We start from the raw sequence: 25482 nt of genomic DNA, 5'->3' as shown, positions 1-25482 counted from the left end.
TCCCTCCGGATGAAGGCCCGCAGCGGAAGTCCCGCTGCGGACGGCGAGGTTCGTACGCGCCCGGGCGGCGGAGGACAGCAAGTGCCGCCGCCCGGGCGGGCGGATGTCACTGCTGTCAGAGCTTGGCGAGGATCTCGGGCGGAAGGCTGTCTATGGAGAGTTCCGACAGGCACCGCATCGAGCTGTTGCGGAAGTACGTGAGGAACCCCTCGACCGTGGTGGTGTCGCGCGGCTCGGCCAGATACGGAGCGAGCTTGCGCTCGGCTTCCTTGACGCCTTCCTGGCCCGCCATGTGGCGGCCCACGTCCTCCAGCGTTCCGTCGAACTGGATGAAGCGCACCATCCGGTCGTCCTTGATGAACAGCGCGGTGGCCTTGATCCGGCCCACTTCCTTGCCGTTCCCGTCCCGTATGACCGGCGAGCCGGCCCGCTTGAAGTCGGCGAAGATCGCGGCGATCTCCTCCTCGAACCCGGGCTTGATCCTGTACGTGATCGCGGCCGTAGCCATGAGAAGCCTCCTCGGTAAGGGGAATCGGCGGAGCATGCGATGGAGCAGATTTGATGGAGCAGGTTCGATGGAGCAGGTTTGATGGGCTGCCGGCTACAGACCGCCGTCGACGTTCAGCGTGATGCCGGTGACGTAGCGCGAAGCGTCCCCGGCCAGGAACAGCACGCTCTGAGCGACTTCCTCGGCCGTCACCAGCCGTCCCAGGGCTGACATCCGGGCCATCCGGGCGCGCAGCTCGGCGGGTACGCCGGACCCCGGCGTGCCCGTGTCGACGATGCCGGGTGCCACGGCGTTGACCCGTACGCCCTTCGGCCCGAGTTCTTTGCTCAGGGCCCGGGTCAGACCCACGATCCCCGCCTTGGCGGCCCCGTAGTGGGCACGTCCCGGAACGCCCCGTGCCGCCGCGGAGGAGCCCACCGTCACCACCGACGAGTCCGCGGAGAGCAGCGGCAGAACGGCCCGGGTCACGCGGTACGCGCTTGTCAGGTTGGTCTCGATGACGTGCTGCCAGTCCTCCTCGGGGAGGTCGGCCAGCGGGGCGGAGGCGTCGATGCCGACGTTGTTGACGAGCACGTCGACCGGGCCCGCTTCCCGGCAGGCGTCCATCAGCCGCTCCACGTCCTCGGGACGGGTCACGTCGGCCCGGACCATCCGGTGCTTCCCGCCCGTTTCCCGGAGCGCGCGCAGGACGGCCTCCGCCGCCTCCTCGTCCTTGTGGTAGCAGCCGATGACATCAGCACCGGCCTGTGCCAGGGCCCGGGCCGTCGCACGGCCTATCCCGCGTGTGGCGCCCGTGACGAGCGCCGCCTTGCCGTCCAACCGCAGATCCATGGGTGCCTCCAGAGACGCCGAACACCTCGCTTGCCCCACAGGCTCGTGGACGCGTCTGGACAATTGCTGGACCGCTCGTGCCACGCGGCCGGTGCCGACACCGGGTCCGGCGGTACGGGTACGGGGGCGCCGGGCGGCCCGCACCGGCCGTGCCGCGGTCGAGCGTGTCATTGGTCCCGGCGGGTGACGATTGTCCCTAGGATTGTGGGATGCATATAGCGAGCACGTTCCCCGGAGGGGTGAGCCGGTGAACAGGTCCGAGGCCACCGACGAGCAGTGGGAGGGTCTGGCCGAGGTCGTCCCGCTCCGTGGTCACCACGCATGGCCGTCCTGGCCCAACCACCGGGCCCTGCCCGAGGAGGAGCAGGAGCCCGATCCGAACCAGCGGCGCATGGTCGTGCTGCGGGTCCAGGTCTTCGCGGACGCCCGCGAGGTCGCCGAGCACCTGATGGCGCGGGTGCCGGTGCTGCTGGACCTCACCAGTGCCGACACGGACGTCGCCAAGCGCATTCTCGACTTCTCCAGCGGAGTCGTCTTCGGCCTGGGCAGCGGCATGCACCGGGTCGACACGAACGTCTTCCTGCTGGCCCCAGAAGGGACGGAGGTGGCATCGGGGTACCCCGATCGTAGGAAAAGTGATCAGCCGAAACGGTTTGGCTGATTATGTGACACATACGGTCCGGGCATGGACACTCGCTGTGCCCGACCGGACGTTTCTCCCGGCTCTCCCGGCTCTTCCCGCATTTCTTCCGGCATTCCTTCCGCGGTTTCCCCTGCGCCCTGCGGTACGCAGCGGCCCGTCGTGACCGAGTTACGGCTCTCCGCCTTCAAGTCGCACCGCAACGCCGCCTTCGCGCTCGGCCCGCTCACCCTCTTCCGGGGGCCGAGCGGATCCGGCAAGTCCAGTGCGCTCCAGGCGTACGAGGTGCTCGCGCGGCTGGCCGGCGGTGACGCCCTGGGGGAGGCCCTCTCCCTCGTCGACGGCGGCCCCGGAGCGTGCGTTCCCCAGCAGGCGCGGCCCGACGCCCAGGGGCGGCGCGGCTTCCGCATCGGCTGCACCGTCGAGGGGCCCTTGGGGCCCGTGCGTATCGACGTCGCCGTGCAGGCCGAGCCCGAACTCCGCATCGTCGGCGAACGGATGACGGGCCGCGGCCGCACCCTGCTCTCGACGGCGCTCCGCGACCCCGGCCGCCGCGCCGTGGAGGCCGCCTGGCACACGGCCGGCGCCGCCCCCGTCACCCGCGCGCCCCTGCCGGACGACCGGCTCGGCACCGCCCTGCTGCCCCTGCGCGTCGCGGGCAAGACCGCCGGGCAACGCCTCGTCCTCGACGCCGCCGAGCAGGTCGTCGTGGCCCTGCGCGCGGTCTTCGCCTGTGACCCGCGCCCGGAGCTCATGCGCATGCCCGCCGCCGCGCACGACGGGCTGCTGCGCGGCGCCTGCGACAACGTCGCCGCGGTCCTGGACCGTACGCGTCACGAGTGCGCGACCCGCCACGCGGCGCTCGTGGCGGCGGTGGGCGCCGGGTGCCGCGTGCCGGTGGGCGAGCTGGCCGTACGCGAGGCGGGCAGCGGCCTCGTGCAGGCCGTGCTGGAGCGGAAGCCCGGCGACGGGACGCCCTTGGAGCGGCTGGGCGACGGTGAGTTGCGCTACCTCGCGCTCTGCCTGGTGCTGATGACCGGCCCCGGAGTGCTGGACATGGACCCCGTCGGCGAGGTGCTGCAGGCGCGGCAGGCGCTCACCGTCCTCGCGGACGGCTTCGACCGCTGTCTGGACGCCCGGCAGGCGCGCGAGCTGATCGCCCTGGCGGTACGCATGGGGGAGCGGGGGCATGTGCGGCTGGTGGGAGCGGTGCGGGGAACGGGCGACGGGGATGCGCCGGCGGAGGGGGTCTCGGTGGTAGATCTTGGGGGTGAATGCTGAACACCGAGACGACTGCAAAGACGCTGGACACCGAGAAGGCCGCGAAGACCGGCAAGAGCGCGCCGGGGAGAGCGGGAGCGCGAGCGAGCTGCGCGTGCTGCAGCAACGGCTCGCGGACTTCGCGGCCGCGCGCCACTGGCAGCCGTACCACACGCCCAAGAACCTCGTCACGGCGCTCAGCGTCGAGGCGTCGGAACTGGTCGAGATCTTCCAGTGGTTGACGCCGGAGGAGTCGGCGCAGGTGATGGACCGGCCGGGGACGGCCGAGCGGGTCGAGGACGAGGTCGCCGACGTCCTGGCGTACCTGCTGCAGTTCTGCGAGGTGCTGGGCATCGACGCGGCCGCCGCCCTCGCCGCGAAGATCGAGCGCAACGAGAAGCGGTTCCCGGTGCCGGACCGGGACGCTCCGGATTCGCCGGATCGTCACTCTCCGGAGTGATTGAGTTATCCACACCCCATCTGGTATCCACAGATTTCTGAATTCCCCTGGCGTTTCCGGCGGTTAGTCATCACTCTGGGTAGTGAGAAGGTGTGAGCACGGCACAGTCGGGAAGTTGGGGGACCGGGTCATGGACGCAGTGCGGCTCATCGGAGCCACCCGGACGGCCCTGGCGCAGGCCAGGGCCGTCCACGACATCGTCACCGAGGCATGGCAGACCCAGGCGCTGGCGGGAGCGGTCGGCGGCCATCTCGCGGTCCACGGGCCTTTCGAGGCCCGCGCCGCCGCGGGGAGTCTGAGCGAGGCCGGAGCCCGTGCGTCCGGCGCGCTGCGTCAAACGCTGCGCGCCGGAGCGATACGGGCCGGGCAGCTCACCGAAGTCCGCGATCCCTGGTCCGCGTTGGCCGGGCTCTGCGGGCTCCTCGGGGAAGTGGGCATCGCCCTGGTGGGGGTCGCCTGCTCCTCGGACGAGGACGCCATGTACTGGCAGTGCATAGAAGCGATAGACGCCGCCGACGAGACGAGCGACAGAGTGCGCTGGTTACAGAGACGGCTCGCGTCGCGCGAGCGGGAAGGCGGTGCCGCGTGAGGCGCGGGCGGTCAGCGGGCATCCCCTCCGTCGACGGACGCGTCGACGGGCACATCGATGGGCGCATCGGCGGATGCGCCGGCAGGCGCTCCGGTGGATGCGCCCGTGGCGGCGCCGGCGGGCGCCGGGCGCCCGCCGCGCGGCTGAAGGTCCGCATCGAGCTGCGACAGGTCGGCGTTGAGCGCGGCCATCAGCTCCTCCATCTGCTGCAGCAGGCCCTTCGGCGCTCCGGGCTGCCCGGCGGCGGGCTGGGCGGGCGCCGTTTCGTCGGGCACGGCTTCCTGGGTCATCGCGGCCTCCTCGGCCCCGGCCCTCCCGGTGCGGGAGAGCGGTGTTGCGGTCGTCGCCTCCGGCCGGGTGCACCGGTGCGCGGGCCGGGCGGTCCGGCTCCGCCCGAGCCAACGACCACCGGCCGCGGCGGACACTGGCCGGAGCTCACCCGCGCGGCGGGGGCGGCGGAATTTCACCCGACCGGGGCGGGTGTACCGCCGCAGGGCGCAGTCGGTTGACGCCTGTTCGGCAGTGCAGGATGGAGGCATGGATCTGCGAATCTTCACCGAGCCCCAGCAAGGGGCCAGCTACGACACGCTGCTGACGGTCGCCAAGGCCACCGAGGACCTCGGCTTCGACGCCTTCTTCCGTTCCGACCACTACCTGGCCATGGGCTCCGCGGACGGCCTGCCCGGGCCGACCGACGCCTGGATCACCCTCGCGGGCCTCGCCCGTGAGACGCGCCGCATCCGGCTCGGCACCCTGATGACCGCGGGCACGTTCCGGCTGCCCGGCGTGCTGGCCATCCAGGTGGCGCAGGTGGACCAGATGTCCGGCGGGCGCGTCGAGCTGGGCCTGGGTGCGGGCTGGTTCGAGGAGGAGCACAAGGCCTACGGCATCCCCTTCCCGAAGGAGAAGTTCGGGCGGCTGGAGGAGCAGCTCGCCATCGTGACGGGCCTGTGGGAGACGGAGGCGGGCAAGACCTTCGACTTCGACGGAACGTACTACCGGCTCACCGACAGCCCGGCGCTGCCGAAGCCCGCGCAGCAGAAGCTGCCCGTGCTCATCGGAGGGCACGGCGCGAAGCGCACGCCGCGCCTCGCCGCGAAGTACGCCGACGAGTTCAACATCCCGTTCGCCTCGGTCGAGGACAGCGAGCGGCAGTTCGGCCGGGTGCGGGCGGCTGCGGAGGAGGCCGGGCGCAAGGGCGACGACCTCGTGTACTCCAACGTGCTCGTCGCCTGTGTCGGCAAGGACGACGCGGAGGTCGCGCGGCGGGCGGCGGTCATCGGGCGCGAGGTGGCCGAGCTCAAGGAGAACGGCCTGGCCGGCTCCCCGGCCGAGGTGGTCGACAAGATCGGCCGGTACGCGGCCGTCGGCTCGTCCCGGATCTACTTCCAGATCCTGGACCTGGACGACCTCGACCACCTGGAGCTGATCGCCTCCGAGGTCCAGTCCCAGCTGAGCTGACGCCGTCCCCCTGGCCCGGACCCTGGCTCATGAGTCTGGACTCTGGCTCCTGAGCCCGGACCTGGCGGCCGATCCGGACCCGGTACCCGATCCGGACCTGGCGGCCGGCCCGGCCCGGCAGCCGTCCCCACCGAGGAGTGCCCCTGTGACGCCCGCCCCCACTGTCCCCTTCGCCGATGTGCTGGCACGCGGTCCGCTCGTCCTCGACGGCGGGCTGTCCAACCAGCTGGCGGCGCAGGGCTGCGATCTGTCCGACGCCCTGTGGTCGGCCCGGCTGCTCGCCGACGACCCGGGGCAGATCGAGCAGGCGCACGCCGCCTACGTGCGGGCGGGCGCGCAGGTCCTCATCACCTCCAGCTACCAGGCCACCTTCGAGGGCTTCGCCCGCCGCGGGCTGGGCCGGCAGCAGGCGGCGGAGCTGCTGCGGCGCAGCGTGGAGCTGGCACGGAGCGCCGCGGAGAAGGAGGCCCCGGGGAAGGATGTGTGGGTCGCCGCGTCCGTCGGTCCGTACGGGGCCTTCCTGGCCGACGGCAGCGAGTACCGCGGCCGTTACGGGCTGAGCACCGCGGAGCTGGAGCGCTTCCACCGGCCGCGGATCGAGGCGCTGGTGGAAGCGGAGCCGGATGTCCTCGCGCTGGAGACCGTGCCGGACGCGGCCGAGGCGGAGGCGCTGCTGCGGGCCGTGGCGGGCTGCGGCGTGCCCGTATGGCTCTCGTACAGCGCGGCAGGCGGGCGCACCCGCGCGGGGCAGCCGCTGCGCGAGGCTTTCGCCCTGGCCGCGGGGAACGACCAGGTCGTCGCCGTGGGGGTCAACTGCTGCACTCCCGCCGACGCCGACGGGGCGGTCCGGACGGCGGCGGAGGCGGCCCGTAAGCCCGTCGTGGTCTACCCCAACAGCGGCGAGGAGTGGGACGCCGCCGCCCGGTCCTGGACGGGGGAGCCGGCCTTCACCGCCGACCGCGTCACCGCATGGCGCGAGGCGGGCGCCCGCCTCGTGGGCGGCTGCTGCCGCGTGGGCCCGGACGGCATCGCGGCCCTGGCCCGAGCGCTCGACGCGGGGCCCGCATAGACGGGGCTCGTAGCCCGGCGCGTTCGGCAGGCGGGGGGCGGACGGTCCGGTCGCCAACACCCCTGCATATGAGCCGACTTGGTGCAACCGCGGGTCGGGGCCACCGGTTCACGGCTAGCGTGGTTACGGACGTGAACACAGCGTCACCGGGGGACGAGGACCGGGGGTGTGGAGGGATGGCCCAGCAATCCACCGAGGCGGCAGTCAGGGTGAGACCGGCGGATCTCGCGCCGGGCGCGGTGATCGCGCAGTCCCTGGACAACCAGTGGGTGACCGCGGAGCTGACCAGGGAGATGGCCGCGCGCGGGAAGTCGCTCCAGGACGTCGGGAGCGCGCGGGACAAGGAGGTGCGCGCCGAATACTTCCGCAGCCTGATCAACACCCGGCAGGTGGTGGCCAACCGGGTGTTCTTCTACAACAACGCGGCGGTGAGCTGTGACCTCCTGGAGGGCGGCGCGGCCCGCCGCGCGCATCAGAAGCTGCTGGCGCAGGAGGCCCTGGTGCCCTACCTGCTCAACGAGCGCGACCCCGCCGAGCTGCCGCGCCCCGGCCTGGACTACGACGCGCGGGGGTTCGCCGCCTGGCAGGAGACCCTCGAAGGGATGCCCGCCGGGGAGCGCGTGAAGTGCGTCCGGTTCTCCTGGGAGGACCAGGAGAACCGGGACGCCACCCGGACCGCGCTGTTCAACGCGTTCGCCGCGCGGGTGCAGGCGCTGACCGCGAAGGACATCCCCCTGCTCGCCCGCCAGGTCGGGGTCCCGGAGCCGCGGCACGGGGCGTTCGCGCAGCAGATCGGCGAGGTGGTGCGGTGGAGCAACGAGCAGAGCGTCCGCGGCGACTTCGTCACGCGCAACCTGCTCTACGAGCAGTTCGTGACGGTGCCGGGCACTCCGGTCTCCGAGGGCCGGTACGACGGGACCAAGCCGTTCGCCGCGGAGATCAAGCAGCTCCTCGACCTCATCTACAGCGTGAACCTCGCCGACGCCCTCGGCATGTATCCGCTCACCCCGGCCGGCAGCCTGCGGCGGGTCGCCCTCCAGGAGTGGCGGGACGTCCGTACGACCGCGGCCGGGACGGTCACCGACCCCGAGCAACTGCTGCTGTTCCTCAAGCGCCAGGCGTTCTCGACGGTCCAGGACCGGCTCGCCCTGACCCCCTCCGCCGTCGACGCGCTCGCCCTGGAGGACATCTGCAGCCTGCGCCAGAGCGATGCCTGGAACGCGTACATCCGCGCCTTCGACCAACTGACCGCCGACCCGGCGGCCTTCCAGGAGCGGGTGGGGCCCGTCTTCGACCGCTACGTCCGGCTCAACTCCGAGATCGTCCGCCTCGCCGAGGCGCGCGGTGACCGGCGTGCCGGGGCCAACAGGTGGCTGCCCGTCATCGAGGTCGTCGTCACCGTCGGCGGCGCCGTCTTCACGGCGATCACCGGCGACGAGACCTGGAGCGTGGCCGGCAACCTCGGCGGGATCTCGGCCAAGTACGGCGGTTCCGTACAGCTGGTGCTCCGCAACCGGGTGGAGGGGCGGCGCGAGCAGAAGTTCGCCCGGGAGATGGCCGCGGTCCGGTTCGACAGCACCCGGGAGTGGGAAAGGTTCCACGGCATGGTGAGCAAGCTGCCCGGCTACCGGGAGGAGGGCGGCTCCCCGGCCGCCACCGGCTCCGCCACCGTGCAGGACGACATCCCGGACTACTGACCGAACCGGACGATGGCCGGAGCACCGGCCGGAGTTCCGGCCGCAGCGGCGAGCGGAGTACCGACCCCGTGCCAGAAGAGACCGTGGCCACCCCGTACGACAGGCTGCGCGCCACCCGCCCCGAGCTGTTCGGCAACACCCCGGGCGGGATCGACATCCTCCTCGACCCGGCCGAGGTCGAGGAGGCCCGGCGCGCGGCGCGCGGCGCGGCGGAGGCCGGAGCGCCCCCCGTCGGCGTCGTCTACGCCGACCGCTTCGTCACCCTCGTACGGGACGCCGTCCGTTTCCCCGGCGGCGCCCTCGGGCTCTACGTCCGCATGCTCTCCACGGCCTCAGGCCCCGGCGCCGTCATCCTCCCCCTCACCACCACGGGTGACATCGTCCTCATCGAGCACTACCGCCACGCCACCCGTTCCTGGCATTGGGAAGTGCCCCGCGGCATGGGCGCACCGGGCGCCACCGGCGCGGAAAGCGCCGCCCGGGAACTCGCGGAGGAAATCGGCGCGGAAGCCACCGAATGGATTTCCCTGGGCCGGCTGCATCCCGACAGCGGCCTGCTCGGTGATCACGTCGAGCTGTTCGCCGCCCGTATCGGCGGCTTCGGCCCGCCGGAGACCTCCGAAGGCATCCGGCGGATCGTCACCCGCCCCTGGCCGGAGGTCTCGGAGATGGTGGGCGCAGGGGAGATCACCTGCGGATTCACCATCGCGGTCCTCACCCGCGCCCTGCTGAACGGCCTCCTGGGATGAACGGTTCGGCGCGAACGGACGACCGCGCGGGAGGCCGATTGTCCCGGGACGAACGGCTTCCGGGGAAAAGCCGCCGGCGAAAAGAGTTAGAGGAAAACGGTCGTCTCGGGCGATACTCGACCGCGTGTTCCTGACGATATCCACCACCGGCACGGCCGGATCCCCCGCGACCGACCTCGGATTCCTGCTGCACAAGCACCCTGACAAGGCGCAGCGTTTTTCGACCTCCCACGGCACCGCGCACGTCCTCTACCCCGAGGCCGGCGCGGAGCGCTGCACCGCCGCGCTCCTGCTGGAGATCGATCCGGTCGCGCTGGTGCGGCGGGCGAAGGGCAAGGGCCGTGGCGGAGCGCCCGACTCGGCCCTCGCCCAGTACGTCAACGACCGCCCGTACGCGGCGTCCTCGCTGCTCGCCGTCGCCATCGGCAGCGTCTTCTCCACCGCGCTGAAGGGCCAGTGCAACGCCCGGCCCGAGCTGCCGGGGGCCGCGCGCCCGCTGCGCGTCGAGGTGCCGGTGCTGCCCGCCCGCGGCGGCGCGGCGCTGGTGGAGCGGCTGTTCGCGCCGCTGGGCTGGACGGTGACCGCCGAGCCGGTGGCGCTGGACGAGAAGTTCCCGCAGTGGGGCGACTCGCGCTACGTACGCCTCGTCCTGGAGGGCGAGCAGCGGCTCGCGGACGCCCTGCGCCACCTCTACGTGCTCCTGCCGGTCCTCGACGACGCCAAGCACTACTGGGTGGCGCCCGACGAGGTCGAGAAGCTGCTGCGAGCCGGCGAGGGCTGGCTGGAGGACCACCCCGAACAGCGCCTGATCGCCGGCCGCTACCTGGGCCGCCGCTGGTCGCTGACCCGCGACGCCCTGGAGCGGCTGGCTCTCGCCCGCCTCGCCGAGGCCGACGACACCGAGGCCGAGGCGCTCGACAACGCCGTCGACGAGGAGACGGACACCGAGGAGCGGCCCGTGCCGCTGGCCGTGCGGCGCCGCGCGGCGATCCTCGACGCCCTGCGCGCCGCCGGTGCCGCGCGCGTCCTCGACCTCGGCTGCGGCCAGGGCCAGCTCGTGGGAGAGCTCCTCAAGGACCCGCGGTTCACCGAGGTGGCCGGCGTGGACGTGTCGACGCGCGCCTTGAAGGAGGCCGCGCGGCGGCTGCGCCTGGACCGGATGACCGAGCGGCAGGCCGCGCGGGTCACGCTGTTCCAGGGCTCGCTCGCGTACACCGACCGCAGGCTCGCCGGCTACGACGCGGCCGTGCTCAGCGAGGTGATCGAGCACCTCGACCTGCCGCGGCTGCCCGCGCTGGAGCACGCGGTGTTCGGCGCGGCCCGCCCCGCGACGGTCGTCGTCACCACCCCGAACGCCGAGTACAACGTGCGCTGGGAGACCCTGCCCGCCGGGCGCGTGCGGCACGCCGACCACCGCTTCGAGTGGACGCGCGAGGAGTTCCGCGCGTGGGCGGCGGAGGTCGCGGAGCACTACGGCTACGAGGTCGCGTTCGCGCCCGTGGGACCGGACGACCCGGAGGTCGGACCGCCGACCCAGATGGCCGTCTTCACCAGGACGGAGAAGACGGTGGAGGCGGACGGGACGCAGCGGACGGACGGGACGCGGCAGCCCCGCCGGACGCAGCAGACCAACGGGACGGACAAGGCCACGGAGCAGGAGCAGGAGAAGGCCGCATGACCAGTACGGAAACAGAAGCCGCAGCCGCCGGCAGGGCGAGCCGCACCCTCGCCGTCACCGACCTCTCCCTCGTGGTCCTGATCGGCGCGACCGGATCCGGCAAGTCCACCTTCGCCCGCAGGCACTTCAAGCCCACCGAGGTGATCTCCTCGGACTTCTGCCGCGGCCTCGTCGCCGACGACGAGAACGACCAGAGCGCCAGCGGCGACGCCTTCGACGTCCTGCACTACATAGCGGGCAAGCGCCTCGCCGCCGGCCGCCTCACCGTCGTCGACGCGACCAACGTCCAGCCCGAGGCCCGCCGTCAGCTGGTCCGCGTCGCCCGGGAGCACGACGTGCTGCCCATCGCCGTCGTCCTCGACCTGCCCGAGGAGGTCTGCGCCGCGCGCAACGCCGGCCGCGCCGACCGGGCCGGCCTGCCCCGCCACGTCATCCAGCGCCACCGCCGCGAGCTGCGCCGCTCGCTGCGCGGCCTGGAGCGCGAGGGCTTCCGCAAGGTGCACGTGCTGCGCAGCGCCGAGGACGTCGAGGCCGCCGAGGTCGTCCTGGAGCGCCGCTACAACGACCTCCGCCACCTCACGGGCCCCTTCGACATCATCGGTGACATCCACGGCTGCAGCTCCGAGCTGGAGACGCTCCTCGCGAAGCTGGGCTACGAGGACGGCGTCCATCCCGGCGGCCGCACGGCCGTCTTCGTCGGCGACCTCGTCGACCGCGGCCCCGACAGCCCGGGCGTGCTGCGTCGCGTCATGGGCATGGTCGCCTCCGGCAACGCCCTGTGCGTGCCGGGCAACCACGAGAACAAGCTCGGCCGCTGGCTGCACGGCAAGAAGGTCCAGCCCACCCACGGCCTGGCCGAGACCATCGAGCAGCTGGAGCGGGCGGACGCCGAGGACCCCGCCTTCCGCGAGCGGGTGCGCGAGTTCATCGACGGGCTCGTCAGCCACTACGTCCTCGACGAGGGCAAGCTGGTGGTCTGCCACGCGGGCCTGCCGGAGAAGTACCACGGCCGCACCTCGGGCCGCGTGCGCTCGCACGCGCTGTACGGGGACACGACGGGCGAGACCGACGAGTTCGGCCTGCCCGTGCGCTACCCGTGGGCCGAGGACTACCGCGGCCGCGCCGCCGTGGTCTACGGTCACACCCCCAACCCGTCGGCCACGTGGCTGAACAACACCATCTGCCTGGACACCGGCGCCGTCTTCGGCGGGAAGATGACCGCGCTGCGCTGGCCCGAGCGCGAGCTGGTGGACGTACCGGCCGAGCAGGTCTGGTACGAGCCGGCCCGGCCGCTGGCGAGCGACGCGCCCGGCGGCGAGGACGGCCGCCCGCTCGACCTGACCGACGTCACCGGCCGCCGCGTCGTCGAGACCCGGCACATGGGCCGGGTCGCCGTGAAGGAGGAGAACGCCGCGGCCGCGCTGGAGGTCATGAGCCGCTTCGCCGTCGACCCCCGGCTGCTGCCCTACCTCCCGCCGACCATGGCACCCTGCGCGACCTCCCAGGAAGAGGGCTACCTGGAGCACCCGGCGGAGGCGTTCGCCGCCTACCGCGCCGACGGGGTGCGGCAGGTGGTGTGCGAGGAGAAGCACATGGGCTCGCGGGCCGTGGCGCTGGTGTGCCGCGACGCGGACGTAGCGCGGGAGCGCTTCGGCGCAACCGGCGGGGTCAGCGGCGCGCTGTACACCCGCACCGGCCGGCCGTTCTTCGACGACCCCGCGATGACCGAGCGCGTCCTGCGCAGGCTGAGCAGGACGGTCGCTTCGGCCGGGCTGTGGGAGGAGCTGGAGACCGACTGGCTGCTGCTCGACGCCGAGCTCATGCCCTGGTCCCTCAAGGCGCAGGGGCTGCTGCGGCACCAGTACGCGGCCGTGGGCGCCGCGTCCGGCGCGGTCTTCCCGCCGGCGCTCGCCGCGCTGGAGTCGGCGGCGGAGCGCGGCGTGGACGTGTCCGGGCTGCTGGACCGCCAGCGCGAGCGGGCCGCGGACGCCGCGGCGTTCACGGAGGCCTACCGGCGCTACTGCTGGACCACCGGCGACAGCGCGCAGGGCTGGCCGGGCGAGCAGGCGGAGACGCAGTCCCTGCGCCGGGTCGGCGCCAGGGGCACGGACGGCCTCGACGGCATCCGGATGGCGCCGTTCCAGATCCTGGCGGTGCAGGGCCGCAGCCTGGCCGCGCTCCCGCACGGCGAGCAGCTCGCCCTCATCGACCGGATGATCGAGGCAGAGATGTACGGCTCGGAGGCGAACAACGGCCTCTGCGCGTACACCCCGGTGTACATGAACCGGCTGCTCGCCCCCACCCGCCGTCTGGTCGTCGACACCGAGGATGAGGCGTCGGTCGCCGCCGGCGTGCGGTGGTGGCTGGATCTGACGGGTGCCGGCGGCGAGGGCATGGTCGTCAAGCCGCTCCAGGCGCTCGTACGGACCGAGGGCGGGCGGCTCGTCCAGCCGGGCGTCAAGTGCCGCGGCCGGGAGTACCTGCGGATCATCTACGGTCCCGAGTACACCCGCCCCGACAACCTGTCCCGGCTGCGCGCACGCCACCTCGGCCACAAGCGCTCGCTCGCCCTGCGCGAGTACGCGCTCGGCCTGGAGGCGCTGGACCGGCTGGCGGAGGGCGAGCCGCTGTGGCGGGTGCACGAGGCGGTCTTCGGGGTGCTCGCCCTGGAGTCCGAGCCGGTCGACCCCCGGCTGTAGGAACGCGGCCCGCCGCCCGTACGGGCGGCCTCCGGTCGCCGCCCCGCGGGGGCGGCGGCATGCTGGCCGCATGAGTACCCCGCATCCGGGCGGCGGCGGCCCCTCGCACGGCCAGTGGGTGCCGCCCCCTGCCCATGCCCGCAAGGGGCGCCGCAAGTGGCCGTGGGTGCTGCTGGCCGCGGTGCTCCTGCTGGCCGGCGGGTGCGCGGCGCTCGTCCTCGGGCTCGCCGAGGAGACCGACAAGACGGTCCGGGTGCGGTACGAGGTGACCGGCAGCGCGAAGGATGTGGCCATCGCGTACACCACCTGGCAGGGCGGGGCCCTCGTCACGCAGAAGGAGGGCCCCCGGGACCTGCCCTGGCGCAAGGAGCTGACGACGAACGACTTCGTGAAGGGCGGCCTGCTGGCGGTCACGACCGGGAAGGGCGGCGGCACGGTCTCCTGTTCGGTGACGGTGAACGACCGCCGGCCGTGGACCGCCACGGCCTCCGGCCCGGACGCGACGGCAACGTGCTCGGGGTTCTGACCCCGGCGCCGTAACCGGGCCCCGCAGTGCCCAGCCGCTGCGTCGGCGGCAAGAAGAATCCCGCCGCACCGGCGCTCCGCCACAGACGCGAGCGTCCGGCGGCGTAGCCGGCCGGCTACGCCGGCACGTCGTCCGTGTCAGCCGCCGCACGGCGTCACGGCAGCATCGCGATCCCGTCCAGCTCCACCAGCGCCTCCTCGTCCCACAGCCGCACCACGCCGACGACGGCCATGGCCGGGTAGTCCCGCCCGGCCAGCCGCCGCCAGATGCGGCCCAGTTCCCGCGCGTGCGCCCGGTAGCCGGCGACGTCGGTGGCGTAGACGGTGACGCGCGCGAGGTGCCCGGGCCCGCCGCCCGCGGCGCGGAGGGCGCTGAGCAGGTTGCCCAGCGCCCGCTCGAACTGCTCGGGCAGGCCGCCCGGCACGACGCGGCCCGCGGGGTCGAGAGCGGTCTGGCCGGCCAGGAACACCAGCCGTCCGCCGGTGACGGTGACGGCGTGCGAGAAGCCCGCCGGCGGCGAGAGCTCCGGCGGGTTGACCCGGCGCACCTCCCCGCCCCGCCCCTCGTCCGCACTCACCGGTACAGCTCCTTCGCGATGATCGTGCGCTGGACCTCGCTCGCGCCCTCGTAGATCCGTGGCGCGCGCACCTCCCTGTACAGGTGTTCCAGCAGGTGTCCCCGGCGCAGGGCGCGGGCGCCGTGGAGCTGGACGGCCGCGTCCACGACGTACTGCGCGGTCTCCGTGGCGAAGAGCTTGGCCATGGCCGAGCGGGCCGCGATGCCCGGCTCGCCCGCGTCGTACGCCGCGGCCGCCGCGTACACCAGCAGCGCCGCCGCCTCCGTCCGGGTGGCCATCTCGGCGAGCTGGTGGGAGACGGCCTGCAGGTCCTTCAGGGGGCCGCCGAAGGCCCGCCGCTCCCCGGCGTGGGCGACGGCGGCGGCGAGCGCGGCCCGCGCCATGCCGACGGCGAACGCGCCCACGCTGGGCCGGAAGAGGTCGAGCGTGCGCATGGCGACGCGGAAGCCGCCGCCCGGTACGCCGAGCACGTCCCCGGCGCCGACCGGCACGCCGTCGAACGTCAGCGTGCCGATGGGGTGCGGGCTGAGCATGTCCAGGCGCCGGCCGGACAGGCCCGCGCTGTCGCCCGGCACGAGGAAGGCCGTGACGCCCCGCGAGCCCGGCGCCTGCCCCGTGCGGGCGAAGACGGTGTACACGTCGGCGTCGGGGGCGTTGGAGATCCACGCCTTCTCGCCCGTCAGGCGCCAGCCGTCCCCGGCGCCGGACGGGTCCGGCTCGGCGCACAGCTCCAGCGCGGCCGCGTCGGACCCGGCCGCCGGCTCGCTCAGCGCGAACGCGGCCACGGCCCGGCCCGCGACGACCTCCGGCATCCACCGGGCGCGCTGCCGTGCGCTGCCGGACTGCACGACGGGGTACGCGCCGAGGCCCTGCAGGGCGAGCGCGGTCTCGGCCTCCGTGCACTCGCGCGCGAGGGACTCCCGGAGCAGGCACAGGTCCATGGCGCGCACGGCGCCCGCGGCGGGCCCCCCGGAAGTACCGTCGGCGGGGAAGAGCCGGGCCAGCAGGCCGAGTTCGCCGAGGGTGGCGACGAGGGGCCGGTTGACGCGGCCCGGCTCGCCCGCGGCCGCGAGCGGGCGCAACCGCTCCGCCGCGAGGGTGCGCAACTCCTCGCGCCAGGCGCGCTGTTGCGGGTCGAGGGCGAACGGGGTGACCATGGGCGGCCCCTTCTGGTCGCTGAGGTCCACGGACTGCTTCCTCTGCCTGCTTCCTCTGCTGCTTCTTCTGCCTGTCTCTTCTACGGTCCGGCTATCGCGCTGTGTTGACTGCCGTCACCAAGTCGCTACGCTGACAGCGGATCCGTACAGCTGGCAAGACCCCCGTTCACCTCCATGTCACCGGCGCGAGGGGGCGCACAGCGATGGCAGCGATGGAGCTTCAGCCCTCGGTCCATGCCGACACCTTCCCGCGCGACCACCTCCCGCCCGCCGGCCAGTGGCCCGACCTCCTTCTCGGCCCGCGGGCCGGCATCCTCCCGGCCTACCCGGACCGCCTCAACTGCGGTGCCGAGCTGCTCGACGCCACCATCGCCCGCCTGGGCCCCGACCGCCCCGCCGTGCACGACGGCCACGGCGGCCTCTGGACGTACGGGGAACTCGCCGCCCACGTCGCCCGGATCGCCCGCACCCTCACCGACGACCTCGGCGTCGTCCCCGGCAACCGCGTCCTGCTGCGCGGCCCCACCAGCCCCTGGCTCGCGGCCTGCTGGCTCGCCGTGATGAAGGCCGGGGCCGTGGCCGTCACCGTCCTGGCCGCCCAGCGCCCGCACGAACTCGTCACGATCTGCGAACTCGCCCGCATCCGCCACGCCTTGTGCGACGCCCGCTCCCTCGACGGCCTGCAGGCGGCCGGAGCGGACCTCCGCGGCCTCCGCGTCACCCCCTACGGCGGCGACACCCCCGGCGACCTGCTGCACCTGGCCGCGGACAAACCCCCATCGTATGCGGCCGCCGACACCGCCGCGGACGACGTCGCCCTCATCGCCTTCACCTCCGGCACCACCGGCCGCCCCAAGGGCTGCATGCACTTCCACCGCGACGTGCTCGCCATAGCCGACACCTTCTCCGCCCACGTCCTGCGGCCCGGCCCCGGCGACGTCTTCGCCGGCAGCCCGCCGCTGGGCTTCACCTTCGGCCTCGGCGGCCTCGTCGTCTTCCCCCTCCGCGCGGGCGCCGCCACCCTCCTCACCGACTGGCGCGGCCCGGAACGGCTCCTCGACGGCATCCGGCGCCACCGCGTCTCCGTGCTCTTCACCGCCCCCACCGCCTACCGCTCCATGCTGGAGCTGCTCGACGAACGGCCCGGCGCGCACGACCTCTCCTCGCTGCGCCGCTGCGTCTCCGCCGGCGAACACCTGCCCGCGGCCCTCTGGCACGCCTGGCGCCGGGCCACCGGACTGCGCGCCATCAACGGCATCGGCGCCACCGAAATGCTGCACATCTTCATCTCCGCCGCCGACGACGCGATACGCCCCGGCACCACCGGCCTGCCCGTCCCCGGCTACGAGGCGCGCGTCGTCGGCCCCGACGGCCGCCCCCTCCCGGACGGCGAACCCGGGCTGCTCGCAGTGCGCGGCCCCACCGGCTGCCGCTACCTCGCCGACGAGCGGCAGCGCGACTACGTGCGCGACGGCTGGAACCTCACCGGCGACACGTACGTCCGCGAGACCACCGGCCACTACCGCTACGTCGCCCGCGCCGACGACATGATCATCTCGGCCGGGTACAACATCGCCGGGCCCGAGGTCGAGGAGGCCCTGCTGCGCCACCCCGACGTCCTGGAGGCGGCCGTCGTCGGGCGCCCCGACCAGCGGCGCGGCGAGATCGTCGTCGCCTGCGTGGTCCTGCGGGACGGCGTGCCGCCGACGCCGGAAACCGCGGCGGCGCTGCGGGAGTTCACCAAAAAGGAGATCGTTCCCTACAAGTGCCCTCGCGAGATCGAGTTCCTGGCCGCCCTGCCCCGTACGCCCACCGGCAAGCTGCAGCGATTCCGGCTGCGTGACGGCTCTTGACGGAGCTTTACAGTTTCCCCGTGACTGACCAGCAACCACTCCCTCCTCTCCACACTCCCCGGTCCCTCATCGTCACGTTCTACGGCGCCTACGGCCGCGGCGGCGCCCGCCACGCGGCCGGCCGCCCCGTGCCGATCGCGGCCCTGATCCGGTTGCTGGGTGCCGTCGGCGTGGACTCGCCCTCGGTGCGGTCGGCCGTCTCGCGCCTCAAACGGCGCGGGCTGCTCGTCGCGGGCCGCGCGGCCGGCGGCGCCGCGGGGTACGGGCTCTCCGACACCGCCCGGCAACTGCTCGACGACGGCGACCGGCGCATCTACGGCCGCGCCCCCGCGCGGACGGCCGGCGGCTGGCTGCTGGCCGTCTTCTCCGTGCCGGAGGAGGAGCGGAACAAGCGGCACCTGCTGCGCTCCCGGCTCGCCCGGCTCGGCTTCGGCACGGCGGCGCCGGGCGTGTGGATCGCCCCGGCCCACGTGCACGACGAGACGCGGCACACGCTGCAGCGCCTCGGACTCGACTCGTACGTCGACCTCTTCAAGGGCTCCCACCTCGGCTTCGAACCCACCGCGGAGGCGGTGGGCCGGTGGTGGGACCTCGACGCCCTGGCCGCCCAGCACCGGGCGTTCCTGGCCGCCCACGAGCCGGTGCTCCGGCGGTGGGCGCGGCGGCGGGTGGTCCCGCCGCGGGAGGCGTACCGGGACTACCTCCTCGCCCTGGACTCGTGGCGCCACCTGCCCTACGCGGACCCGGGCCTGCCGGGGGGCTTGCTGCCGGGGGACTGGCCGGGGGTGCGGTCGGCGCGCGTTTTCGCCGCGCTGCACGCGCGGTTGAGGGAGGCGGGCGCGCGCTTCGTGAGCGCGGAACTCACATGACACCGCCGGCGGTGCCGGGCGGGCTTCGGCCCGTGCGCCACCGCCGGACAGGCCCGCCGTGGCGCGCCGCCGTTGCGGCGGGAGGGTGTTGGCCGGCGTCGGCCCTTCGAATCCGCCGCTGCGATGCGCAACCGCTCCCGACGTACCCGGCGGTGCCGAGCCGGCCTGGGTGCCGTACGGCGCCGTCGCGCGGACCACCGGGCGTGGCCCGGGCCCGGGTGTTCAACCCCGGCCCGTGGGCGGCCGCCGGCTTCCCGCCCGGTACGGCGCGGGCCAGGACGTCCCCGGCCCCGCGTACTCCTGTTCCGCCGCCGCGTGCAGCGTCCAGTGCGGGTCGTAGAGGTGCGGGCGGCCGAGCGCGCAGAGGTCGGCGCGGCCCGCCAGGATCAGGGAGTTGACGTCGTCCCAGGACGAGATCGCGCCCACGGCGATTACGGGAACGCCCGCCTCGTGGCGGATGCGGTCCGCGAACGGCGTCTGGTACGAGCGGCCGAACGCGGGCCGTTCGCCGGCGACGACCTGGCCGGTCGAGACGTCGAGCGCGTCCGCCCCGTGGGCGGCGAAGGCGCGGGCGACGGCCACGGCGTCCTCGGCCGTCGTGCCGCCGTCGGCCCAGTCCGTGGCGGAGACGCGTACGGTCATGGGCCGGTCGGCGGGCCACACGGCCCGTACCGCGTCGAACACCTCCAGGGGGTAGCGCAGGCGGCCCTCCAGGCCGCCCCCGTACGCGTCGTCGCGGTGGTTCGTCAGCGGGGAGAGGAAGCCGGACAGCAGGTAGCCGTGCGCGCAGTGGAGTTCGAGGAGGTCGAACCCGGCCCGGGCGGCGGCCTCCGCGGACCGCACGAACTCATCCCGTATCGCGGCCATTCCGGCGCTCGTCAGCGCGTGCGGGGTCTGGTTGACGCCGGGCCGGTACGGGAGCGCCGAGGCGGCGACGACCGGCCAGTTGCCGTCCGGGAGGGGCTCGTCGATGCCTTCCCACATCCGGCGCGTGGAGCCCTTGCGGCCCGCGTGCCCCAGCTGGAGGCCGATCGCCGTGCCGGGCGCCTGGTCGTGGACGAAGCCGGTGACGCGGCTCCAGGCCCGCTCGTGCCCGGGCGCGTACATGCCCGAGCACCCGGGCGTGATCCGGCCCTGTTCGCTCACGCAGACCATTTCCGCCATGACGAGGCCCGCCCCGCCCAGGGCGCGCGCGCCGAGGTGGACGAGGTGGAAGTCGCCGGGGGTGCCGTCGACGGCGGAGTACATGTCCATGGGGGAGACCACGACGCGGTTGCGCAGGGTCAGGCCGCGCAGCCGGAAGGGGGTGAACATGGGCGGCGTGCCGGGCGGTACACCCGCCTCGTCCTCGACGGAGGCGACGAAGCCCGGGTCGCGCAGCCGCAGGTTGCCGTGGGTGACGCGGCGGCTGCGGGTGAGCAGGTTGAAGGCGAACCGGCGGGGCGGCTGGTCCGCGTGCACGGCGAGGTCCTCGAACCACTCCAGGCTCGCGCGGGCGGCGCGCTGCGTGGAGGCGACGGCCGGGCGCCGCTCGGCCTCGTAGGCGGCGAGCGCGCCGGGGACGTCCGGGTGCCGCTCCAGGGCCTGCGCGAGCGCGAGGGCGTCCTCCACGGCGAGCTTGGTGCCGGAGCCGATGGAGAAGTGCGCGGTGTGGGCGGCGTCGCCGAGCAGGACCGTACGGCCGTGGTGCCAGCGGTCGTTGACGACCGTGCGGAAGGCCGTCCAGGCGGAGCGGTTGGAGCGCAGGGGGCGCCCGCCGAGGGCGTCGGCGAAGTACTTGCCGCAGGCCGCGAGCGTGCCCTCCTCGTCGCAGCGGTCGAGGCCCGCGCGGCGCCAGACCTCCTCGCGCATCTCGACGATGACGGTGCTGGCGTCCTGCCGGTAGGGGTAGCCGTGCAGCTGCATGATGCCGTGCTCGGTCTCGGCGATCTCGAAGCGGAAGGCGTCGAGGGCGAAGTCGGCGGAGAGCCAGATGTAGCGGCAGCGGTGCGTGGTGAGGACGGGCCGGAAGTGGTCCGCGTGGGCCTCGCGGGTGCGGCTGTGGACGCCGTCGGCGGCGATGACGAGGTCGTGGGTGCGGGCCAGCTCGGCGGCGGGCGGCGCCTCGGTGCGGAAGCGGAGGCGGACGCCGAGGCCGTGGCAGCGCTCGTGGAGGATCCCTAAGAGCCGGCGGCGGCCGAGGGCGGCGAAGCCGTGGCCGCCGGAGCGCAGGGTGGTGCCGCGGTGCACGACGTCGATGTCGTCCCAGCGGACGAACTCGCGGCACAGGGCGGCGTGGACGTCCGCGTCGGCGCTCTCGATGCCGCCGAGGGTCTCGTCGGAGAGGACGACGCCGAAGCCGAAGGTGTCGTCGGGGGCGTTGCGCTCCCAGAGGGTGACCTCGCGCTCGGGGGCGAGACGTTTCAGCAGGGCCGCGGCGTAGAGGCCGCCGGGGCCGCCGCCGATGACGGCGACGCGCCGGGCGGTGACTGCCGCCTCGCCGGGCGTCATCGTCCCCGCCACTTCGGCGGCCGCTTCTCGGTGAAGGCGGCGTGGAACTCGGCGTAGTCGGCGCTGTTCATGAGCAGCGCCTGGGTGGCGGCGTCGAGTTCGACGGCGGCGGCGAGCGGCATGTCGAGCTCGGCGGTGAGCAGGGCCTTGGTCTGGGCGTGGGCGAGCGCGGGCCCCTCGGCGAGGCGGCGGGCGAGCGCCTGCGCCGCGTCGCCGGCCTGACCCTCCTCGCTGAGCCGGCTGATCAGGCCGATGCGTTCCGCTTCGGCGGCGCGCACGGGTTCGCCGAGCATCAGTAGCCGCGTGGCGTGCCCGAGGCCGACGACGCGGGGGAGGAGGTAGGCGGCGCCCATGTCGCCGCCCGAGAGGCCGACCCGGGTGAAGAGGAACGCGAAGCGGGCCGTGGGGTCGGCCACGCGGAAGTCGGCGGCCAGCGCGAGGACGGCACCGGCGCCCGCGGCGACCCCGTGGACGGCGGCGATCACCGGGAACGGGCACTCGCGCAGGGCCCGTACGGTCTGGCCGGTCATCCGGTTGAAGTCGAGGAGCTGCCCGGTGTTCATGGCCAGCGTCGCGCCGATGATCTCGTCGACGTCGCCGCCGGAGCAGAAGCCGCGGCCCTCGCCGCCGAGCACGAGGGCGCGCACGGAGCCGTCGCGCGCCAGCTCGGGCAGGAGGTCGCGCAGGTCGGCGTAGGCGCCGAAGGTGAGGGCGTTGAGCTTCTCGGGGCGGGCGAGGGTGACGGTCGCGACGCCGGCGTCGAGGCTCAGGCGCAGGTGCCGCCACTCCTCGGTACGGGACGCGGAGCCGGTGAACGGGCTCACGGAGCGGCCTCCTTCAGCCGGGGGCTGGTGTGTGCCTGCTCCGTGAAGCTATCACCTGACTGTGACTGTCGTCACGAGTGCGCGATACCCTCCGGCGGATCCGGCGAACGCGTCGGCTGCGGTGACCGCAGCCGGCACGTGCGGCGGCCGTCCGCCGGCGTCAGCCGGCCAGCGTGGCGACCATCACCGCCTTGATCGTGTGCATCCGGTTCTCCGCCTGGTCGAAGACGACCGAGTGCGGCGACTCGAAGACCTCGTCGGTGACCTCCAGGGAGGTCAGCCCGTGCCGCTCGTGGATCTCGCGGGCGACGCTCGTCTCCAGGTCGTGGAAGGCCGGCAGGCAGTGCAGGAACTTCACCGCCGGATTGCCGGTGGCGCGCAGCACGTCCATGGTCACGGCGTACGGCCCGAGCAGGGCGATCCGGGCGTCCCACACCTCCTTGGGCTCGCCCATCGACACCCACACGTCGGTGGCGACGAAGTCGGCGCCCTTCACGCCCTCGGCGACGTCCTCCGTGAGCTTGACCTTCGCCCCGCTCGCCGCGGCGAGCCGCCGCGCGTCCGCGATGACCTCGGGGGCGGGCCACAGCTCCTCGGGCGCCACGATGCGCACGTCCATGCCGAGGAGGGCGCCCGTGATGAGGTAGGAGTTGCCCATGTTGTACCGGGCATCGCCGAGGTACGCCAAGGTGACGTGGTCCAGGGACTTGGCCGTGTGCTCGGACATGGTGAGGACGTCGGCGAGCATCTGCGTGGGGTGCCACTCGTCCGACAGGCCGTTGTAGACGGGCACCCCCGCGTGCTCGGCGAGCTCCTCCACCACGTCCTGCCCGTGCCCCCGGTACTCGATGGCGTCGAACATCCGGCCGAGCACCCGGGCGGTGTCCTTCACCGACTCCTTGTGCCCGATCTGGGAGCTCGCGGGGTCGAGGAAGGTCGTACGGCCCCCCTGGTCGCCCGCCGCCACCTCGAAGGCGCAGCGGGTCCGGGTCGAGGTCTTCTCGAAGACGAGCGCGATGTGGCGGCCGATGAGCCGCTGCTCCTCGGTGCCGGTCTGCCGGGCGGCCTTGAGCTCGGCGGCGAGCTCGACGAGGCTGTGGAACTCGTCGGCGGTGAAGTCCGTCTCCTTGAGGAAGTGACGGCCCTTGAGGTCTGTCGCCATGGGGTTGGACTCCTAGCTTGCTCACGGGATGCTCACGACTGCTGCAGAAGAGGGAAACTATACGAACATCCGTATTGCTATGCAATCAAGTGTGCGATGCGTCTCAGTCCCCGGGCTCTCAGACGGCGTCCCGCTCGATCGGGCAGCTCATGCACCGCGGCCCGCCCCGCCCGCGCCCCAGCTCGCTGCCCGGGATGGTGATCACCTCGATGCCGTTCTTCCGCAGGTGCGTGTTGGTCGTCGCGTTCCGCTCGTAGGCCACCACCACGCCCGGCTCGATGGCCAGCACGTTGCAGCCGTCGTCCCACTGCTCCCGCTCCGCCGCGTGCACGTCCTGCGTCGCGGTCAGCACCCGCACCGAGTCCAGGCCCAGCGCCGCGGCGATCGCGCGGTGCATGTGCTCCGGCGGATGGTCCGTGACCTTCAGCTCGCGCTCGCCCGCACCCGGCTCGATCGTGTACGAGCGGAGCATCCCGAGCCCGGCGTACTGCGTGAACGTGTCCCCGTCCACCATCGTCATCACCGTGTCCAGGTGCATGAACGCCCGCCGCTTGGGCATGTCCAGCGCCACGATCGTCCGGGCCGAGCCCGCCGCGAAGAGCCGGTGGGCGAGCATCTCCACGGCCTGCGGAGTCGTCCGCTCGCTCATGCCGATCAGCACGGCGCCCTCGCCGATCACGAGCACGTCACCGCCCTCGATCGTCGACGGATAGGCCGCCTGCCCCTCGGACCAGACGTGGAAGCCGCCGCCCGAGAACAGCGGGTGATAGCGGTACAGCGCCTCGTAGTGCACGGTCTCGTGCCAACGCGCGGGCCAGCGCATCGCGTTGACGCACACCCCGTCGTAGATCCAGGCAGAGGTGTCCCGGGTGAACAGGTGGTTGGGCAGCGGATTGATCAGGAAGTCGTCCAGCTCCATGGCGTGGAAACGCACCGAGACCGGCTCGCTGTGCCGCTCCAGGAACTCCCGCTTGGTCATCCCCCCGACCAGCCACTCGCCCAGCTCCGCCGCCGGAAGGCCCTCGAACGCGTCCCGCAGGTGGCCCGTCGCCAGCGGCCCGTACTCCTTCTCGTCGAAGACCCGGTCCAGCACCAGCTCCCGCGCCTCCGGCACCGTCAGGCTCTCCTCCAGCAGGTCCTGGAAGAAGTGCACCTCGACCCCGCGCTCGCGCAGCACGTCCGCGAACCCGTCGTGCTCGGCGCGCGCCCTGCGCACCCACAGCACGTCGTCGAAGAGCAGAGCGTCCTTGTTGGAGGGCGTGAGCCGCTTCAGCTCCAGGCCGGGGCGGTGCAGTATGACGCGGCGCAGCCGCCCGGCCTCGGAATCGACATGGAATCCCATGCCACCATCCTGACCCGGATCATTGCCGATGACCCGGTTCACCACGATGAAACGTTCACGGTGGTTCGCCGCCCGCACCCACCTCGGCAGCCGTCAGCCGGCCGGGGTCAGCAGCCAGTCGGCGACCGCCGCCGCGATGGGCAGACCGGTTGCGGTCTCGTACCAGGAGAAGCCCGGCGACGGGTTGACCTCGAAGCAGGCGACCCGGCCGTCCGGGAGGAGTTTGAGGTCGACGCCGGCGAAGGGCAGCCCCAGATCGGCGGCGAGGGCGACACAGCGCTCGGCGATGCCGTCGCCGAGCGCGTAGGGGCGCAACCGCGCGTCGGCTCCCACCTGGAGGCGCGCGTAGCGGTAGTCGACCGCGGCGGAGTCGGCCAGGACGGCGAGGGCCCGGTCGCCGACCACGTGGACCCGTACGTCCGGGCCGTCAAGGTGCTCCTGGAACTGGACGGGGCACCACCGCAAGCGGTCCAGCCGGCCGGTGTCGCGGGCCGGATCGAAGGCGGTGACCACCGACCGGATGCCACTGGTGGACTTGTAGACCGCCCCCCGGTGCCGGTCCACGAAGCCGAGGACCTCGTCCGGGTCGTCGGAGACCAGCGTCGCCGGAGTGTAGAAGCCGTGACCGGCGATGAGCTGGGCCTGATACGGCTTGGAGGTGTTGGAGGCCATGGCCGACAGCGGGTTCGCCAGCCGGCAGCCGCCCATCGCGTCGGCGACCTCGGTGAAGCTCAGCAGCGTGTCGTGCACCTGTCGTGCCCGCCCGCGCTCCGCAGGGTCCAGCCCGGGCACGACATCGGGTTCCACCGGGCGTAGGTAGGCGGCCGTGACACGCTCCAGTTCCACCGAGCGCCCGCAGGTGCGGATCACCCCGGCGAGCCGGCCCCCGGGCCGGCCGGGTCCGGCGCCGGACAGCACCACATCGACCGCGGCCCCCGCGAGGGACTGCGGATCGACCACCACCACGTCGGCGCCCCGGGCCGTCAGCGCCCTTGCGACCATGGCCATCGGGGGCTCGGTCGGCACTCCCCACAACATCAC

Annotated in this window: 23 protein-coding genes; 13 read left to right on the top strand and 10 right to left on the bottom strand. The window is 73.5% G+C overall.

Features of this window, described 5'->3' with window-relative positions; all coding sequences use genetic code 11:
* Positions 1 to 115: 115 nt before the first annotated feature.
* Both IF61_RS0110335 and IF61_RS0110330 read right to left on the bottom strand, forming a co-directional pair.
* Positions 116 to 508, bottom strand: a complete 393-nt coding sequence (locus IF61_RS0110335; protein WP_030365997.1) for a SchA/CurD-like domain-containing protein — start codon at positions 506 to 508, stop codon at positions 116 to 118.
* 93 nt (positions 509 to 601) lie between these two features.
* Positions 602 to 1339, bottom strand: a complete 738-nt coding sequence (locus IF61_RS0110330; RefSeq protein WP_030365996.1) for an SDR family NAD(P)-dependent oxidoreductase — start codon at positions 1337 to 1339, stop codon at positions 602 to 604.
* 247 nt (positions 1340 to 1586) lie between these two features.
* Between IF61_RS0110330 and IF61_RS0110325 the strand changes: the two genes are divergently transcribed.
* The 4 genes from IF61_RS0110325 (at position 1587) to IF61_RS0110310 (ending at position 4288) form a co-directional block, all read left to right on the top strand.
* The gene (locus IF61_RS0110325) at positions 1587 to 2000 is read left to right on the top strand and encodes a cell division protein SepF (protein ID WP_030365995.1); all 414 of its coding nucleotides are present in this window, start codon (positions 1587 to 1589) and stop codon (positions 1998 to 2000) included.
* A gap of 24 nt (positions 2001 to 2024) precedes the next feature.
* Entirely contained in the window at positions 2025 to 3260 is a 1236-nt protein-coding gene (locus IF61_RS0110320; protein WP_245684468.1) for an ATP-binding protein, read from the top strand.
* A 94-nt stretch (positions 3261 to 3354) separates the two neighbouring features.
* Positions 3355 to 3699, top strand: a complete 345-nt coding sequence (locus IF61_RS0110315; RefSeq protein WP_397945536.1) for a nucleotide pyrophosphohydrolase — start codon at positions 3355 to 3357, stop codon at positions 3697 to 3699.
* A gap of 130 nt (positions 3700 to 3829) precedes the next feature.
* Complete coding sequence (locus IF61_RS0110310; RefSeq protein WP_030365992.1) at positions 3830 to 4288, top strand: DUF6099 family protein; 459 nt, start codon at positions 3830 to 3832, stop codon at positions 4286 to 4288.
* An 11-nt stretch (positions 4289 to 4299) separates the two neighbouring features.
* On the opposite strand, the gene IF61_RS32215 is transcribed toward IF61_RS0110310, so the two are convergent.
* Positions 4300 to 4578, bottom strand: a complete 279-nt coding sequence (locus tag IF61_RS32215; RefSeq protein ID WP_043188563.1) for a hypothetical protein — start codon at positions 4576 to 4578, stop codon at positions 4300 to 4302.
* A gap of 247 nt (positions 4579 to 4825) precedes the next feature.
* Here IF61_RS32215 and IF61_RS0110300 point away from each other — a divergent pair, with 247 nt between their 5' ends.
* The 7 genes from IF61_RS0110300 to IF61_RS0110270 all read left to right on the top strand — a co-directional run bounded on the left by IF61_RS0110300 (position 4826) and on the right by IF61_RS0110270 (position 14167).
* Positions 4826 to 5749: an LLM class F420-dependent oxidoreductase gene (locus IF61_RS0110300; protein WP_030365990.1), complete on the top strand. Its 924-nt coding sequence runs from the start codon at positions 4826 to 4828 to the stop codon at positions 5747 to 5749.
* Between the two features lie 145 nt (positions 5750 to 5894).
* A complete protein-coding gene (gene mmuM, locus IF61_RS0110295) occupies positions 5895 to 6818 on the top strand; it encodes a homocysteine S-methyltransferase (RefSeq protein WP_030365989.1) in 924 nt (307 codons plus the stop codon).
* 176 nt (positions 6819 to 6994) lie between these two features.
* A complete protein-coding gene (locus tag IF61_RS0110290; protein ID WP_030365988.1) occupies positions 6995 to 8515 on the top strand; it encodes a hypothetical protein in 1521 nt (506 codons plus the stop codon).
* Between the two features lie 68 nt (positions 8516 to 8583).
* Complete coding sequence (locus IF61_RS0110285) at positions 8584 to 9264, top strand: NUDIX hydrolase (protein ID WP_030365987.1); 681 nt, start codon at positions 8584 to 8586, stop codon at positions 9262 to 9264.
* Between the two features lie 124 nt (positions 9265 to 9388).
* Entirely contained in the window at positions 9389 to 10942 is a 1554-nt protein-coding gene (locus IF61_RS0110280) for a 3' terminal RNA ribose 2'-O-methyltransferase Hen1 (RefSeq protein ID WP_078660101.1), read from the top strand.
* Positions 10939 to 13641 (top strand): polynucleotide kinase-phosphatase, encoded by a 2703-nt coding sequence (locus tag IF61_RS0110275; protein ID WP_030365985.1) that lies wholly within the window; start codon positions 10939 to 10941, stop codon positions 13639 to 13641. Before IF61_RS0110280 ends, IF61_RS0110275 begins: the two co-directional genes overlap by 4 nt.
* A 70-nt stretch (positions 13642 to 13711) precedes the next feature.
* Entirely contained in the window at positions 13712 to 14167 is a 456-nt protein-coding gene (locus IF61_RS0110270) for a hypothetical protein (protein ID WP_052392588.1), read from the top strand.
* Positions 14168 to 14321: 154 nt separating this feature from the next.
* Here the strand turns inward: IF61_RS0110270 and IF61_RS0110265 are convergent, their stop codons facing one another.
* Together IF61_RS0110265 and IF61_RS0110260 are read right to left on the bottom strand one after the other, a co-directional pair.
* The gene (locus IF61_RS0110265) at positions 14322 to 14744 is read right to left on the bottom strand and encodes a RidA family protein (RefSeq protein WP_245684467.1); all 423 of its coding nucleotides are present in this window, start codon (positions 14742 to 14744) and stop codon (positions 14322 to 14324) included.
* Complete coding sequence (locus IF61_RS0110260; protein WP_030365982.1) at positions 14741 to 15901, bottom strand: acyl-CoA dehydrogenase family protein; 1161 nt, start codon at positions 15899 to 15901, stop codon at positions 14741 to 14743. The genes IF61_RS0110265 and IF61_RS0110260 overlap by 4 nt, the downstream gene beginning before the upstream one ends.
* Positions 15902 to 16113: 212 nt before the next feature.
* On the opposite strand from IF61_RS0110260, the gene IF61_RS0110255 reads away from it, so the two are divergent.
* Together IF61_RS0110255 and IF61_RS0110250 are read left to right on the top strand one after the other, a co-directional pair.
* A complete protein-coding gene (locus tag IF61_RS0110255; RefSeq protein WP_030365981.1) occupies positions 16114 to 17754 on the top strand; it encodes an AMP-binding protein in 1641 nt (546 codons plus the stop codon).
* A 20-nt stretch (positions 17755 to 17774) separates the two neighbouring features.
* Positions 17775 to 18623 (top strand): PaaX family transcriptional regulator, encoded by an 849-nt coding sequence (locus tag IF61_RS0110250; protein WP_030365980.1) that lies wholly within the window; start codon positions 17775 to 17777, stop codon positions 18621 to 18623.
* Positions 18624 to 18845: 222 nt separating this feature from the next.
* Here IF61_RS0110250 and IF61_RS0110245 read toward each other — a convergent pair whose 3' ends face one another.
* The 5 genes from IF61_RS0110245 to IF61_RS0110225 all read right to left on the bottom strand — a co-directional run bounded on the left by IF61_RS0110245 (position 18846) and on the right by IF61_RS0110225 (position 25467).
* Positions 18846 to 21113 carry a bifunctional salicylyl-CoA 5-hydroxylase/oxidoreductase gene (locus IF61_RS0110245; protein WP_030365979.1) on the bottom strand — a complete coding sequence of 756 codons (2268 nt, stop codon included), beginning with the start codon at positions 21111 to 21113 and terminating at the stop codon, positions 18846 to 18848.
* Complete coding sequence (locus IF61_RS0110240) at positions 21110 to 21937, bottom strand: enoyl-CoA hydratase family protein (protein WP_030365978.1); 828 nt, start codon at positions 21935 to 21937, stop codon at positions 21110 to 21112. Before IF61_RS0110240 ends, IF61_RS0110245 begins: the two co-directional genes overlap by 4 nt.
* A 160-nt stretch (positions 21938 to 22097) precedes the next feature.
* On the bottom strand, positions 22098 to 23099 hold the full coding sequence (gene argF, locus IF61_RS0110235) for an ornithine carbamoyltransferase (RefSeq protein ID WP_030365977.1): 1002 nt from the start codon (positions 23097 to 23099) through the stop codon (positions 22098 to 22100).
* Between the two features lie 118 nt (positions 23100 to 23217).
* On the bottom strand, positions 23218 to 24441 hold the full coding sequence (locus tag IF61_RS0110230; protein WP_030365976.1) for an arginine deiminase: 1224 nt from the start codon (positions 24439 to 24441) through the stop codon (positions 23218 to 23220).
* A gap of 93 nt (positions 24442 to 24534) precedes the next feature.
* Positions 24535 to 25467 (bottom strand): ATP-grasp domain-containing protein, encoded by a 933-nt coding sequence (locus tag IF61_RS0110225; RefSeq protein WP_157848589.1) that lies wholly within the window; start codon positions 25465 to 25467, stop codon positions 24535 to 24537.
* Positions 25468 to 25482: the final 15 nt, after the last annotated feature.

The sequence above is a fragment of the Streptomyces roseoverticillatus genome (assembly GCF_000719265.1).
GTDB classification, from domain to species: domain Bacteria; phylum Actinomycetota; class Actinomycetes; order Streptomycetales; family Streptomycetaceae; genus Streptomyces; species Streptomyces roseoverticillatus.
The sequence above is the reverse complement of the archived record's forward strand: the minus strand, read 5'-3'. Positions and strand labels throughout refer to the sequence as shown.